The sequence below is a fragment of the Candidatus Marinarcus aquaticus genome, assembly GCF_004116335.1.
Taxonomy (GTDB): Bacteria; Campylobacterota; Campylobacteria; order Campylobacterales; family Arcobacteraceae; genus Marinarcus; species Marinarcus aquaticus.
The window spans coordinates 394,997-408,973 of record NZ_PDKN01000002.1 but is presented as its reverse complement, the minus strand read 5'-3'; the positions used below and the strand labels follow the sequence as shown (position 1 = coordinate 408,973).

Annotated in this window: 13 protein-coding genes; 10 read left to right on the top strand and 3 right to left on the bottom strand. The window is 35.0% G+C overall.

What is annotated here, in order from left to right; genetic code table 11:
- Positions 1-34 precede the first annotated feature (34 nt).
- The 6 genes from CRV04_RS04735 to CRV04_RS04710 are packed head-to-tail and all read left to right on the top strand — an operon-like array spanning position 35 to position 3,867.
- Positions 35-946, top strand: a complete 912-nt coding sequence (locus tag CRV04_RS04735) for a DMT family transporter (protein ID WP_128995659.1) — start codon at positions 35-37, stop codon at positions 944-946.
- Positions 947-955: 9 nt separating this feature from the next.
- Positions 956-1,537, top strand: a complete 582-nt coding sequence (locus CRV04_RS04730; RefSeq protein WP_128995658.1) for an NAD(P)H-dependent oxidoreductase — start codon at positions 956-958, stop codon at positions 1,535-1,537.
- An 11-nt stretch (positions 1,538-1,548) separates the two neighbouring features.
- Positions 1,549-1,842, top strand: a complete 294-nt coding sequence (locus CRV04_RS04725) for a putative quinol monooxygenase (RefSeq protein ID WP_128995657.1) — start codon at positions 1,549-1,551, stop codon at positions 1,840-1,842.
- A 14-nt stretch (positions 1,843-1,856) separates the two neighbouring features.
- The gene (locus CRV04_RS04720) at positions 1,857-2,990 is read left to right on the top strand and encodes an iron-containing alcohol dehydrogenase (RefSeq protein WP_128995656.1); all 1,134 of its coding nucleotides are present in this window, start codon (positions 1,857-1,859) and stop codon (positions 2,988-2,990) included.
- Between the two features lie 11 nt (positions 2,991-3,001).
- Positions 3,002-3,631 (top strand): NAD(P)H-dependent oxidoreductase, encoded by a 630-nt coding sequence (locus CRV04_RS04715; protein WP_128995655.1) that lies wholly within the window; start codon positions 3,002-3,004, stop codon positions 3,629-3,631.
- A gap of 38 nt (positions 3,632-3,669) precedes the next feature.
- On the top strand, positions 3,670-3,867 hold the full coding sequence (locus tag CRV04_RS04710; RefSeq protein ID WP_128995654.1) for a hypothetical protein: 198 nt from the start codon (positions 3,670-3,672) through the stop codon (positions 3,865-3,867).
- Here CRV04_RS04710 and CRV04_RS04705 read toward each other — a convergent pair.
- Complete coding sequence (locus CRV04_RS04705; protein ID WP_128995653.1) at positions 3,864-4,787, bottom strand: AEC family transporter; 924 nt, start codon at positions 4,785-4,787, stop codon at positions 3,864-3,866. The two genes, CRV04_RS04710 and CRV04_RS04705, sit on opposite strands and share 4 nt — an antisense overlap.
- 162 nt (positions 4,788-4,949) lie before the next feature.
- Between CRV04_RS04705 and thiI the strand changes: the two genes are divergently transcribed.
- Entirely contained in the window at positions 4,950-6,410 is a 1,461-nt protein-coding gene (gene thiI, locus CRV04_RS04700; protein ID WP_128995652.1) for a tRNA uracil 4-sulfurtransferase ThiI, read from the top strand.
- Positions 6,411-6,530: 120 nt separating this feature from the next.
- Positions 6,531-8,120 (top strand): ABC-F family ATP-binding cassette domain-containing protein, encoded by a 1,590-nt coding sequence (locus CRV04_RS04695; protein WP_128995651.1) that lies wholly within the window; start codon positions 6,531-6,533, stop codon positions 8,118-8,120.
- A gap of 11 nt (positions 8,121-8,131) precedes the next feature.
- Here CRV04_RS04695 and CRV04_RS04690 read toward each other — a convergent pair whose 3' ends face one another.
- Complete coding sequence (locus CRV04_RS04690) at positions 8,132-8,605, bottom strand: acyl-CoA thioesterase (RefSeq protein ID WP_164969122.1); 474 nt, start codon at positions 8,603-8,605, stop codon at positions 8,132-8,134.
- Positions 8,606-8,796: 191 nt separating this feature from the next.
- On the opposite strand from CRV04_RS04690, the gene CRV04_RS04685 reads away from it, so the two are divergent.
- Both CRV04_RS04685 and CRV04_RS04680 read left to right on the top strand, forming a co-directional pair.
- Positions 8,797-8,997 carry a hypothetical protein gene (locus CRV04_RS04685; RefSeq protein WP_128995649.1) on the top strand — a complete coding sequence of 67 codons (201 nt, stop codon included), beginning with the start codon at positions 8,797-8,799 and terminating at the stop codon, positions 8,995-8,997.
- Position 8,998: 1 nt separating this feature from the next.
- The gene (locus tag CRV04_RS04680) at positions 8,999-11,911 is read left to right on the top strand and encodes a sensor histidine kinase (protein WP_128995648.1); all 2,913 of its coding nucleotides are present in this window, start codon (positions 8,999-9,001) and stop codon (positions 11,909-11,911) included.
- A 1-nt stretch (position 11,912) separates the two neighbouring features.
- Here CRV04_RS04680 and ligA read toward each other — a convergent pair whose 3' ends face one another.
- Positions 11,913-13,862: an NAD-dependent DNA ligase LigA gene (ligA, locus tag CRV04_RS04675; protein ID WP_128995647.1), complete on the bottom strand. Its 1,950-nt coding sequence runs from the start codon at positions 13,860-13,862 to the stop codon at positions 11,913-11,915.
- Between the last annotated feature and the right edge of the window lie 115 nt (positions 13,863-13,977).

Below are 13,977 nucleotides of genomic sequence, written 5' to 3'. Positions count from 1 at the left end.
ACATATAATTTTCAATATATTATGAGGATTATAAATGCATAAACAAGAGAATAAAACAAAATATTTTATAGGCATGTTGGTTGCCATGTTGATTTGGGGAGTTGCTTGGACTTCTGGTAAGGCAATGGCAGAACACTCCAACCCTCAATTGGCAGCTTTTTGGCGATACTTTATCTCTTTTATTACGATTTTACCTGTTATATATTTTATGAAAACACCGCTCAAAGCTGATAGAATTGGCTGGATTTATATGTTGGCAGCAGGTTTGTTGGTTGCTTTATTTAACTATCTTTTTTTTGCTGGATTAACACATGGTCAAGCAGGCTATGGAGGAACGATGGTGACATCAATTGCCCCTATTTTAACGTATATCATGTCCATTGTTCTGTTGGGAACAAAAGTAACAACCAGACAAATTGTCGCATTGAGCATTGGTATGTTTGGTGCCATGATTTTGCTTCGAATACCCACTGAAGGTTTTGGTTTTTTAAATCTGGACAGTTCATATTTTTTGGAAGCGGCTGTAGTGTGGGCTTCGGTAACGATTTTAGCGCAAAAAGCTTCTAAAAGAGTTGATCCCATGATGTATACTTTGGTTGTTTTTGGAGTAGCAGCATTTATGAATATTTGGTTTGCATTACCATTTGAACCTTTTAATTTGCAAGCATTGGATGCAATTTTTTGGTGGAATGCACTTTTTATTGGGGTCATGGCGGGAACCTTCAGCACCGCACTCTTTTTTATTTCAGCCAGTAAAATTGGAGCACATCAAACAGGTGTATTTTTGTTTATTGTTCCAGTTGGTGCGATTATATCGAGTTGGTTTTTTTACGATGAAACCATACTGTTGTCAACCGTGATGGGCTGTACCATGTCATTTGTGGCAGTCATGTTATTTAACAGTACACGAACATTTCGCTTAAAAAAAGCAAAACCTATTTTATAAGGAGTAATGATGAAAAATGTTTTGATTATTAATGGGCACCAATATTATGATGGTGTAGCTAAAGGTGAGTTGACTCAAAATATCATTGGTAAAGCGGATGAGTTTTTAACAAAAAATGGTTTTGAAGTCAAGCATACACATATTGAAAAAGGGTATGTGATTGAAAAAGAAGCAGATAAACTGCTTTGGGCAGATTATATCATTTTTCAATACCCAGTGTATTGGATGGGAACACCTTGGATTGCAAAAAAATATTTTGATGAAGTATTAACGCAAGGAAAACATTATGTCAGTGATGGACGAAGCAGAGAAGATGCGTCTAAAACATATGGAAGTGGTGGCTTGTTAAAAGGAAAATATATGTTAAGTCTAACTTATAACTGTCCAAAAAGTGAGTTTGAAAACCCTAAAGGATTCTTTGATGGATTGAGTTTGGATGAAGCCAATATCGCTTCACATAAAATCTTCCAATTTTGTGGGTTAAGACCAATGCAATCATACTCAGTTCATGACATCTTTAAAGGGGATATGAACTTAGAAGAAGAGCTTAAGAGACTCGAAGCAGTGCTTCAAAATAACTTTTTAAATTAATAAGGATAAAAATGGCAGAAATTACAGTAATTGCATCTATTGTTGCAAAACCAGAGTATAAAGATGAAATCTATAAATCTTTGTTAGAATTACATAAACAGACACATGCAAACGATGAAGGGTGTATTCAATATGATTTGCATATAAACAATGAAGAAGAAAATGGCTTTACATTTATTGAGACGTGGAGAGATATAGATGCACTTTTAAAGCACTCTCAAAAAGCACATTTTGATGCCTTCAAATCTTTCATTGAGGGAAAAATTGATAGTATGAGTGTACAAAAACTTCAAAAAGTATCATAATACAAAGGATAATCATGCAGTTTACTTACCAAAACCCAACCTTGATTGAGTTTGGGCAACAAAGTATCTCTAAAATCAACACCCTGATTGAAAAGTCAGAAAGAGTGTTGGTGCTTTATGGTGGAGGAAGTATTAAGAAAAATGGGGTTTATGACCAAGTTAAAGAGGCTTTAGATGGCTATGCATGGTTTGAATTTGGTGGGGTTGAACCTAATCCAACAAAAGAGAAACTGGATGAAGCTATCGCTTATGGACGAAGCAATGAAGTGAGCTTCATCTTAGCTGTTGGTGGTGGTTCTGTTATTGATGGTGCAAAATATGTAGCGAATGCCTTTTATTATGAAGGGGATGGTTGGGATTTACTTGAAGGCAAATACAATGCAACAAAAGCTTTAAAAATTGGTGCCGTACTCACTTTAGCTGCTACAGGAAGTGAATCAAATACTGGTTCGGTTATCACTAAAAAAGAAACCAAAGAGAAACGTTTCTTTCACTCTGCTTTTTCATATCCACAATTTGCTATTATGGACCCCGATGTATTAAAAAGTTTAGATGACCGACAATTGTCCAACGGTTTGATTGACTCTTTTGTGCATACGTGTGAACAGTATCTTACGCAACCTCATGGTGCCTTAGCTCAAGACTATTATGCTGAAGGTATTTTAAGAGGTTTGATTGAACTGGCACACAGCTATGATAAAAAAGATGATTTATGGTATGCCAACTTGATGTGGCTTGCCAATCAAGCACTTAATGGTTTGATTGGAGTAGGGGTTCCTCAAGATTGGGCGACACATTTTATTGGACATGAGTTAAGTGGTCTGTACGGTATTGACCATGCCAGAACATTGGCTATCATACAACCAAATTTACTGACTATTTTAGCTAATGAAAAACAAGAGAAGTTGATGCAAATGGGTAAAAATGTTTTTGGAATGCAGGCTTTAACACCTTTTGAGGTGATTGAAGAGATCAGAAACTTGTATGCATCACTCAATGTGGATTTAAAACTTTCATCGTATACAGATGATAAAGAGGTGATTTCTAAAGTAACAAACTTGCTTGAAAAACATGGGTTCACACACTTTGGTGACCGTGGAAGCATTGATAAATCAGTTGTAGAAAAAATATTAGAAAAATCAATTTAAAAAGGATAAATATGGATAAGTCATTTCAAGAAGCAATGGATTTCAGACATGCGTGCAAAACATTTGATGATACAAAAACAATCTCAGATGAAGACATGAATTTTATACTTGAAGCGGGACGAAAATCTCCTTCATCATTCGGACAAGAGGGATGGAAGTTTTTAATCATCACAAATGAAGAGTTAAAAGCAAAAATCCGACCATTTTGTTGGGACCAACCACAAATTACTACGTGCTCACACTTGGTGATTATTTTAGCAGCGATTGATGCTGTACGACCAGAAAGTGGACTTCCCGCAAAACGATTTGCACGACGAGAGATGCCAAAAGAGAAACAAGATTTCTATTTAAATCTGTATGCAACCCACTTAAAAGAGACGTTAAGCAGTGAGCAAAACATCTATGCATGGACTTCAAAACAGAGCTACATTGCCGCAGGTAATATGATGACAGCAGCTGCTATTAAAGGCATTGATTCTTGTCCTATAGAAGGGTTTGAAAAAGAGAATGTGGAAAAAGCACTTGAGTTAGATACGCGAAAATGGCAGCTTTCATTGGTATTGCCTTTTGGTTATCGAGTCAATCCTCAATCAACACAAATGAGACTAGAGCCTTCTGAGGTGTTTGAATTTATCAAATAAAGAGTCAGTTTTTCTGACTTTTTATGAGAGGCAGAGGTATGAAATTAAATGAATTAGAGATAGAAGCTTATAAACTCCGTTTTGAGTTTTACAATCAATATGAAAACAAAGAAGAGAAGTGGCACAGAAAGTATAAAAGCCACAAACTCTACGATGTGGTCATTGAGAGCTTTAACTACAAATTTCATGAGATTGGGGAGGTCATGCCCAAACTCTTAGAAAAAAACCACCACTAATGAGTGTACAGATATATCATCAATGGAATATAAAACAACGACACCAACGTTGATATAAATACGGCTAAAGACATCTTCTCAGGTTTGACGTTTAAAAGCGTTGCAACCGTTACCGTGTTTCCTGCTAAAGGAACAATTGAAAAAATAAACATTACAAAATACAACTCTTTATCTAAAAAGTGTAATATCGTATTATCTATAAAAATAAACAATAACACAAATGCTGGCCAGACTAAAAACTTCACAAAAAGAGCCAACCCAATAAATGTTTTATCAAATCCACCATTGGTTTTAAGATGCTCCATTCCCATTCCTAAAAGCATCATCCCTAATATGGCATATGCCCCTTTTAAATAGTTGGTGTAATCCATGAAAATTTCAGGCATACTAAAGCCCATAAGGTTTAAGAACAGTCCTGCAATAAAAGCGTGTAATACAGGGAGTTTAAGTATTTTTTTTATGCTCTCTTTGGATGTGAAGTTACTCTTTGCAGTGACATAATACCCCACAGAATTTTGGTACAAAATTGAAGCCAATACTGTAAAAATAAAGATATCTACAAGTTTGGGTTCTAAAAATAAAATAGCAACAGGTATTCCTAGATTTCCAGTATTCCCAGTTGCCACGCTAAATGACAGAACATTGGCAGAGTTGTCTTTAAAAATTCGCTGAAAAATAGGCAGTGTTCCAAAAGCGATGATGACGCTTAGTGTAAAGAAAAAGAGTGGTAAAAAAAGAACTGAAGAGTTTATTTCCACACTTAAGGTTGCATTAAAAACAATAAAAGGTGCTAAGATATAAAGCAGTATTTTTGCAATCGTATCTTTGTTGCAATCAAAATATTTGGTACTGAAAAATCCAAGAAGTATACTGAAGTAAAGCGGTATAATTTTACCTACAAGCGTTAAAAAAAGAGTCATAACTATAAATCCAAATTATCTAAATTATCTAAATTATCTAAATTATTTATTACTATAATATAAAATGACTGTTACTTACATAAAGTAAAGTATGATAGTTCATGAGAATTTACAACACTTATGTTATAATCCCGATTATTAAACACGAAGGCTTAAGAAAGAATGAATATTAACGAAGTTAAAACACAAAAATTTATACTGAAATTTTTCCCAGAAATTATGGTCAAAGGCACTACTGCTAAGCGACAGATGATTTCACAACTTTATAACAATCTTCATAATATGTTGCATCGAATCTCAAAAGAGGTTGCGATTAAAAAGTTTTTTGACAAAATAGAGGTGGTGACGCCCATAGAGTTTGTAGTGGAAGTGCGACAAAAACTCTTTGATACACCTGGAATTGAGCAAATTTTAGAAGCATTGCAGTTTGACCAAGTAACTACATTGGAGCAAATCAAAGAGATTGTGAATGTACAAATGGCACATACCATTCAAGATAAAACATTTGTGGTACGTGCAAAACGTTCAGGAACACACGATTTTAAATCGCCACAAATTGAACAAACCGTGGGTGGTTATATGCTCAGTCAAAATCCTAACGCTAAAGTGGATTTGCATAAACCTGAAGTGGTTATTAACTTAGAACTGGTCAATAATCAGCTCAATATCATTACTCAAAAATACAGAGGTTTAGCTGGTTTTCCTTTAGGAACACAAGGCGACATTCTCTCATTGATGTCAGGAGGCTTTGATTCAACAGTAGCAAGTTATTTGACGATGAAAAGAGGAGTTAAAACACACTTTATTTTCTTTAACTTGGGAGGTTTAGCACATGAAATTGGGGTAAAACAAGTGGCATTTTATTTGTGGAATCGATTTGGTTCTTCTCATAACGTTTCGTTTATCTCTGTTCCTTTTGAAGACGTTGTGACGGAAATCTTTCAATCAACTGCTCAGTCATACATGGGTGTTACACTGAAAAGATTGATGCTCAAAGCAGCTCAAGCTATAGCAAAAGAGATGAAAATTGATGCGCTTTTAACCGGTGAGAGTGTAGCGCAAGTTTCAAGTCAAACTCTGAGAAACCTTGCTTTGATTGACCAAGCGTGTGATATGTTGGTTTTAAGACCACTTTCAACCATGAACAAACCAGAGATTATGGACATTGCCAATGATATTGGAACAAAACGATTTGCAGAGAGCATGCCTGAGTATTGCGGGGTGATTTCACAAAATCCAGTGACGCATGGTTCATATGAGCGTATGGAGAAAGAGGCGAAGAAGTTTGATTATACCGTTTTAGATAAAGCAGTAGAGAATGCTTCTAAAATCTATGTTTCTGATATTGTTGCAGACATCAATGAGATTGGTAAAATTGATGTGGTAACTGATTTATCAAGTGGGGAATATACGGTCATTGATATTCGACAAGGAGATGCGTGTATAGAGACTTCATGTGAAACACTGAAAATACCATTTCATAAACTTAAAAACGAGTTTAAGAAACTACCACAAGATAAAGAGTATCTTTTCTATTGCGACAAAGGTATCTTAAGCCAACTGCATGCTCAATATTTACGAGATGCTGAAAACTATAATAATATTAAAGTCTATCGACCTTAATCCTACTTATCAAAGAGAGTTTTAAGACGCTCTTTGATATACCTATAAGAAATACTATAGCGCTTTATTATCTTTTTTACGATAAAATCGCGTTAAATTACAAAATCAAAGAGAGTATATATGGTTCAAACTGTTAATTTAAAAAAAGCTTTTGGTCCAAGAGTTCTATTTCAAGATATCAATTTAAAATTAGATGCAGGAAAGAGATATGGACTTATTGGAGCCAATGGAGCAGGTAAGACAACATTTTTAAAAATCCTTTCAGGTATTGAAGATGCCACAGAGGGTGAAATTCAAATTCAAAACGGTAAAAAAGTAGGTACATTAAGTCAAAACCAATTTGCTTATGAAGAGTACACTATTTTTGATGCTGTTCTTTTAGGAAACAGACGACTTTATGATGCGATTAAAGAGAAAGAAAAACTCTACATGGAAGAGTATACAGATGAGATTGGTGAACGTTTAGGTGAACTTGAGATTATCTGTGTAGAAGAAGATCCAACGTATGAATACGATGTAAAAATTACAAAAATTTTAGAAGATTTGGGGTTCCCAGCTGCTGAGCAACAAGAGCTTATGAGCACCATCACGGGTGGTGATAAATTCAAAGTTTTATTGGCACAAGTACTGTTCCCAAAACCAGACATCTTATTCTTGGATGAGCCTACGAACAACTTGGATATCGAAACCATTGGTTGGTTAGAGAACCAACTTCAACACCACGATGGTACGATGGTAGTAATCTCACACGACAGACACTTCTTAAATGCTGTGTGTACAAACATCTTAGACGTAGACTACAAACAAATCAGAGAGTTTACAGGTAACTATGATGATTGGTATATTGCTTCAACCTTGATTGCAAAACAAAATGCTGCTGATATGAACAAAAAACTTAAAGAGAAAGAAGAGCTTGAAAAGTTTATTGCTCGATTCAGTGCGAATGCTTCTAAAGCAAAACAAGCAACTTCAAGACAAAAACAACTTGATAAACTTGATGTGGGTGCTATTCAAATCTCAAGCAGACGAGATCCATCTATTATCTTCAGACAAAAAAGAGAAGTAGGAAAAGAGCTTTTGAACGTAAAAGATATTTGTAAATCGTATGATGGTGAGACGGTATTAAATAACATCTCATTCACTGTAGAAAAAGATGATAAGATTGCTTTAATTGGCCCAAATGGTATTGGTAAAACAACACTGTGCGAAATCCTTGTTGGAAACATCAAGCCAGATTCTGGTGAAGTTCACTGGGGTGCAACGATTCAAAATGGATATTTCCCACAAAATACAACAGAGACAATCAAAGGGGAAGTAACACTTTATGATTGGTTGCGAAACTTTGATAAAGATGCCGATATCTCTGAGATTCGAAACTGTTTAGGACGAATGTTGTTTAACGGTCAAGAGCAAGAGAAAAAAGTATCGTCTTGTTCTGGGGGTGAAAAACACCGAATGATGCTCTCTAAAATCATGTTAGAACAACCAAACTTTATGGTTTTAGATGAACCAACCAACCACTTAGACCTTGAAGCAATTATTGCATTGGGTGAAGGATTATTAGAGTATCCAGGTTCAGTAATTTGTGTATCGCATGACCGTGAGTTATTGGATGCGTATGCCAATAGAATCATGGAAATTCAAAAAGATGGTTCAATTGTGGACTTCAAAGGGACCTATGAAGAGTATTTAGAGTCAAAAGCTGTATAAACAGCTTTTGATTATTTGATGTGATTAAGATTTCTCGCGTGCAGTCTCGATTCTTTTCTTCGAATTGCATCGTTGTATCTTCTTTTATCATCCTCTGTTTCAATCTCCAGTTTTGGAACAGGAGTTGGTTTGCCATTTTCATCAACTGCAATCATGGTAAAATAACATACATTGGTATGCTTTCTTGTTTTCTCTTTGATGTCTTCAGAGATAACTTTAATACCAATCTCCATTGATGTTCTTCCCGTATAGTTTACAGACGCATAAAAGGTAACCAACGACCCAACTTTAATAGGGTGCTTAAAAAGAACCATATCTACTGAAAGTGTTACAGCATAGTGTCCTGTATAACGAGCAGCACAAGCATACGCTACATGGTCTAACATCTTAAGAATTTCTCCCCCATGAACATTGGCTCCTGAGAAGTTTGCTTTGTCAGGAGTCATAAGAAGAGTCATTGTTAAATCTTTTGATCGTTGAGGCATTATCATCGTCTTTTTCCCTTTTTCTTAATATTACTTTAATAATATTATTGACAACTCAATAAAATGAAGCTTAATATTGCATAAATTATTTTTTAATGTTTCATAGTGTTACTTATTATAAATATAATTAATAATATAGTAAACTACAAGTGTAGATAATTGGTTAAAAAGTTCACCGTAAAGGCCAAGACATGAAAAAAATATCATTCTTATTTATGCTTCTCATTTTCTTCTTTTCTTTGTTAAACTTCTATATTATTCCTTTGGTTAAAAGCATTGATTTAAAAGAGAGCTTTGTTCTTCTATTTGGTTTTTGGTTTGTTGTGATTGTTGTTTTGTATTTTGTAAGCAATGCATTGGCGTTAAGAGATTACAACAACAAAGGAGAGTAACATGTTCAGTATATACATATTGGTTGCTTTCTTTTTATCATACATGTTGCTTTTATCATTGAGTGCTTATTTTATTAAAAAGCAAGACACTCAAAATAGAATTGCTTCTTCGGTTTGGATATATGCACTTTCATTGACAATTTATTGTACGGCTTGGACCTACTATGGTGGAGTAGGGAAAGCTTTAAACAGTGGTTTTGCATTTCTAGCTGTTTATTTAGGGCCTACATTAATGATATTTTTATGGCCTGTGATACTTAAAAAAATGGTGCGCATAAAAAATCTCTATAAAATCACCTCTATTGCCGATTTGATTTCAGCGCGTTATGACAAATCACGGATGGTGGGTGCTGTAGTAAGTATTGCAGCACTTATAGGTACAGTTCCTTATATCTCGATTCAGTTAAAATCACTGGTAACATCCATCAATATTTTAACCATTGACAATTATCATCCTTCTGAAAGTGACCAATTTTTAACGAGTGATTCTGTAGGGTTTTTAATTGTTTCGTTAATGATTATTTTTACCATTATTTTTGGTTTACGAAAGCTTGATCCCACTGAACGGCACCAAGGAATGATGATCATGGTTGCTATTGAAGGAGTTATTAAACTCTTGGCTATTATTATTGTTGGGCTATTTGTGACCTATTATATGTTTGATGGGCTCAATGATATTTTTGACAAAGCAAAAGCAGCAGGTGTTTACAGTTCGGTCAACAACAATGTTGCTTCCTACTCGAATTGGATATCAATTTTAATTCTCTCCATGTTTGCTGTCATGTTTTTACCACGTCAATTTCACGTGAGTGTTGTAGAAAATTCCAATGAACAACATGTTTATAAAGCAATGTGGATTTTACCTCTGTATCTTTTATTGATTACTTTTTTTACCATGCCAATAGCTTTAGGTGGTGTGCTTTCTAATGAATCACAAACACTCATAGATTTTTATGTTTTAACATTGCCTATCTCTCAAAACAGTGAAATCATTACACTGATTGCCTTTTTAGGAGGATTTTCTGCTTCTACAAGTATGATTATGATTACATCCATGACGATGTCAATTATGATAAGCAACTACTTATTATTGCCTCTTATAGAATCATATGAAGGATTCTCTTTTTTAAAGAAAAGGATTTTGTTGCTTCGATGGATTATTGTTGCTGTGTTTGTGTTTGCAGGTTATCTGTTTTATATTTTTGTAACAAAGAGTTATTTGCTTGTTGATGTAGGGCTTATCTCTTTTGCTGCCATTTTACAATTTGTGCCTGCATTATTGGGTGGGCTTTTCTGGAAAGGTGCCAATAAACGTGGCGCTATGAGTGGGATGCTTGCAGGATTTTTGGTGTGGTTCTTTACTTTAATCATACCTCAATTTGTCAATACCAATTGGATCAGTACAGATATCCTAAAAGAGGGTCTTTTAGGAGTGGGATTGTTACGACCACAACAATTGTTTGGCTTGGGTGGTTATGATATGCTCACGCACTCTCTGTTTTGGAGTATGTTTTTTAATATTTCATTGTTTGTTTTTGTATCTATTTTTACACACAAAACTCAAGAAGAGAGAAAAGTATCGGATGATTTTATAGATATTTTAGACTTTAAAGAGCAGTTTGAGGTCTCTGAAGAGCTTAAAAGTCATATTAATTTAAGTAAAAAAATTGAAACCTATAAAAGAGTACTCAATGCTTATTATAAAGAGGAAAAAACCATAGAAGTCCTTAACGACATTCTAAAAGAGTTGGGCTTTACAGATAAAACCTCTTTAAACATTATTGAACTTGCACGTCTGCATGGACAAGTAGAACGTTATCTTTCTGGTACAGTAGGTGCTGCAAGTGCACACAGTATTATGGAAAAAAGTTATGCCTTTAAACACTCTGAATCAAAAGAGCTCTCTAAAACGTATGCTGATATTCTCTCTAAAATGAAAGTGACCCCCAAAGAGTTTAATGAAAAAATTAACTTCTATGTCGAAAAAGAAAAAATATTGCTTAAACACTCTATTCAACTGCAAGAGAAAATTGCACAAAGAGATAAAGAGATTGAAGCCAGAAGAAAAGCAGAGGCAGAGATTCGTTATTTAAATGAAAACTTAGAGAAAAAAGTCAAAGAGAGAACCCAAGAGTTGCAACAATCCATGGAGAAACTCGAACAAACGCAAGAACACTTAATTGAAACAGAGAAACTGGCAAGTCTTGGAGGATTGGTTGCTGGAGTGGCGCATGAGATTAATACCCCAGTAGGATTAAGTTTAACGGGTATTACGCATTTTAGTGATATTACTAAAAAACTTAAAAAAGATTATGAAAATGGTGATTTAGGCGAAGATGAGTTTAATGCATATATTGATACTTCATATAAACTGGCCAAAACCATTCGTTTGAACTTAGAAAAAACAGCACATTTGGTCAAAAGTTTTAAACAAGTGGCAGTGGATCAAAGTGTGGAAGAGAAGCGTGAAATCAAACTCAATCAATACATCAATGAAGTGGTTTTAAGTCTACACAATAAACTCAAACAGACGAAAATTGATGTGCTTGTACATTGTCCAAAAGAGTTGAGCATATCAAGTTATCCAGGAGATATTTCACAAATTTTGACGAATCTTATTATGAACTCATTGATTCATGGTTTTAAAAAAGAGGATGAAGGAAGCATACAAATTGATGTGAATAAAGTGGGTGATGCCATTCAAATTATTTACAAAGATACAGGTAAAGGTATACCAACTGAAAATCTTAAAAAGATTTATGAGCCATTTTTTACAACCAATCGAGAAGGTGGTGGAAGCGGTTTAGGGTTAAATATCATCTATAATTTGGTTACAAAAAAACTGGGTGGAGTAATTGTGTGTGAAAGCAGTGAAGGAGAGGGTGTCACGTTTACAATGACACTGCCTTTATAAGTTAATCTAAAAGTGCATTCATCTCATCTTCTGTGAGTGTTTGTACACCAAGTTCGACCGCTTTATCGTATTTACTTCCTGCTTCTTCACCATAGATAACATAATCGGTTTTTTTAGAAACACTTGACGAAACTTTTGCCCCCAATACTTCTAAGTTCTTTTTAATCACACCTCGGCTGACACTCATGGTTCCAGTAAGTACCACCGTTTTACCTTTAAAAGCATTCTCGCTGACTTCTACTTTCTCTTCAACTTTAGGGTGAATGATTTCAATGAGTTTATTGACCAACTCATGGTTAACTCTCATGAATTCACAAAAAGAGTTCGCCATTTGCTCCCCAATACCATCCAGTGCAACGAGTTGTTCGTAATTGACGTTAACAACATCTAACCCAAACTCTAAGCAGATTTGTTTAGAAGCCACTTCACCGATGTGTTCAATGCCCAAAGCATTGATGATACGATGAAGTTCACTTCCTTTGGTATTGTCAATGGCATTTAAAAGGTTATTGATTTTTTTCTCTTTAAACCCTTCAAGGTTTTTGAGTTTTTCATAGCTCAATGAATATAAATCCAATATATCAAAAATGATTTTTTCATTGACCAACAACTCTACAATTTTATTTCCCAAACCATCAATATTCATGCAGTTTTTAGAGGCAAAATAGATAATAGAGTTCACCACTCTGGCCTCACAATCAAGGTTTTGACACTTAATAAGAGTTCCTTCATCCAAAAGTTCACTTTGGCATTTAGGGCAAGAAGTAGGACGTTGTACCTCTATTTGTGTTCCATCTCGTCGGTCGGTAAAGACCTTAGTGATTTTAGGGATAATATCTCCACTTTTAATGATAATCACTTCGTCATTCAGTCGTAAATCTAAACGTGCAATCTCATCAAAGTTATGAAGCGTGGCTCTTTCAACCGTGGAGCCATCAATATGCGTGGGTTCAACGACTGCAACAGGTGTAATAACACCCGTTCGTCCTACTTGCAGAATAATATCTTTTACTCTGGTACTTTTCTCCACCGCTGGAAATTTATAGGCGCATGACCATTTAGGATACTTCACTGTAAAACCCAGTTCATCTTGGGTCTCTAAGTCATTGATTTTTATCACCATTCCATCAAGCATCATCGGAATGACATCTCGTGAATCGATGATTTGATGATAGAGTTCCTCTATCTCTTGTACATTGTGGCAAACGCGTTGTAATGGGGGTTTTACAAAGCCTAAAGAGTAGATATATTCCATACTTTGAGAATTGGTTTTAAACTCCAATGAGTTTTGTCCTATACCCCATACATTAAAAAAGAGTTTTCTCTGAGCCGTGATACTTGGGTCCAGTTGACGCAGACTTCCAGAAGCTGCATTTCTTGGATTGGCAAAAAGTTGCTCTCCATTTTTCAAGCGTTGAGCATTGATTTTTTCAAAATCGCTTTTACGAATGACCACTTCTCCACGAATTTCAATGAGGGATTGCTCCTTGATTTGTAAAGGGACAGAGTGCATGGTTTTAACGTTATTCGTAACATCTTCTCCTACACTTCCATCTCCTCGTGTAATGGCCTGTTTTAGTACCCCATGTTCATAGATAAGATTCATACTCGCCCCATCAAATTTTGGTTCACAGTAATACTCTAAGTTCTCATTGACTTTTTTGGCTCGATTGATCCAATCAATAAGCTCTTGGGTATTAAAAATATCCTCTTGTGACCACATACGTGAAAGATGATTGGCTTTTTGAAATCCTTCCAAAACGAAACCTCCCACACGTTTAGTTGGTGAATTAGGATGAGCATCTTGTGGATTGTTTTGTTCATACGCCAATACTTCACGATTGAGTTTATCGTACTCCTCATCAGTAGCAATTGGATTATCTTGCACATAGTAGGCATGTGCCCATAAAATAAGCTTTTCTACTTTTTGATCATATTCAAGTTTTGTCATGATTTCTCTTACGGTGGTTTTTACTTGAAATAGTATAATAATTCTACTTAGTCTTTTTTAATGCCCTTAAGTAATTATTAGTATTATTTATGATACATTTTCGTTACTTTTTTGA

Bases quoted from the DNA above. Each gene is read 5' to 3' on its own strand.
- CRV04_RS04735 (WP_128995659.1), top strand. From the start codon at position 35: ATGCATAAACAAGAGAATAAAACAAAATATTTTATAGGCATGTTGGTT.
- CRV04_RS04730 (WP_128995658.1), top strand. From the start codon at position 956: ATGAAAAATGTTTTGATTATTAATGGGCACCAATATTATGATGGTGTA.
- CRV04_RS04725 (WP_128995657.1), top strand. From the start codon at position 1,549: ATGGCAGAAATTACAGTAATTGCATCTATTGTTGCAAAACCAGAGTAT.
- CRV04_RS04720 (WP_128995656.1), top strand. From the start codon at position 1,857: ATGCAGTTTACTTACCAAAACCCAACCTTGATTGAGTTTGGGCAACAA.
- CRV04_RS04715 (WP_128995655.1), top strand. From the start codon at position 3,002: ATGGATAAGTCATTTCAAGAAGCAATGGATTTCAGACATGCGTGCAAA.
- CRV04_RS04710 (WP_128995654.1), top strand. From the start codon at position 3,670: ATGAAATTAAATGAATTAGAGATAGAAGCTTATAAACTCCGTTTTGAG.
- CRV04_RS04705 (WP_128995653.1), bottom strand. From the start codon at position 4,787: ATGACTCTTTTTTTAACGCTTGTAGGTAAAATTATACCGCTTTACTTC.
- thiI (WP_128995652.1), top strand. From the start codon at position 4,950: ATGAATATTAACGAAGTTAAAACACAAAAATTTATACTGAAATTTTTC.
- CRV04_RS04695 (WP_128995651.1), top strand. From the start codon at position 6,531: ATGGTTCAAACTGTTAATTTAAAAAAAGCTTTTGGTCCAAGAGTTCTA.
- CRV04_RS04690 (WP_164969122.1), bottom strand. From the start codon at position 8,605: ATGCCTCAACGATCAAAAGATTTAACAATGACTCTTCTTATGACTCCT.
- CRV04_RS04685 (WP_128995649.1), top strand. From the start codon at position 8,797: ATGAAAAAAATATCATTCTTATTTATGCTTCTCATTTTCTTCTTTTCT.
- CRV04_RS04680 (WP_128995648.1), top strand. From the start codon at position 8,999: ATGTTCAGTATATACATATTGGTTGCTTTCTTTTTATCATACATGTTG.
- ligA (WP_128995647.1), bottom strand. From the start codon at position 13,862: ATGACAAAACTTGAATATGATCAAAAAGTAGAAAAGCTTATTTTATGG.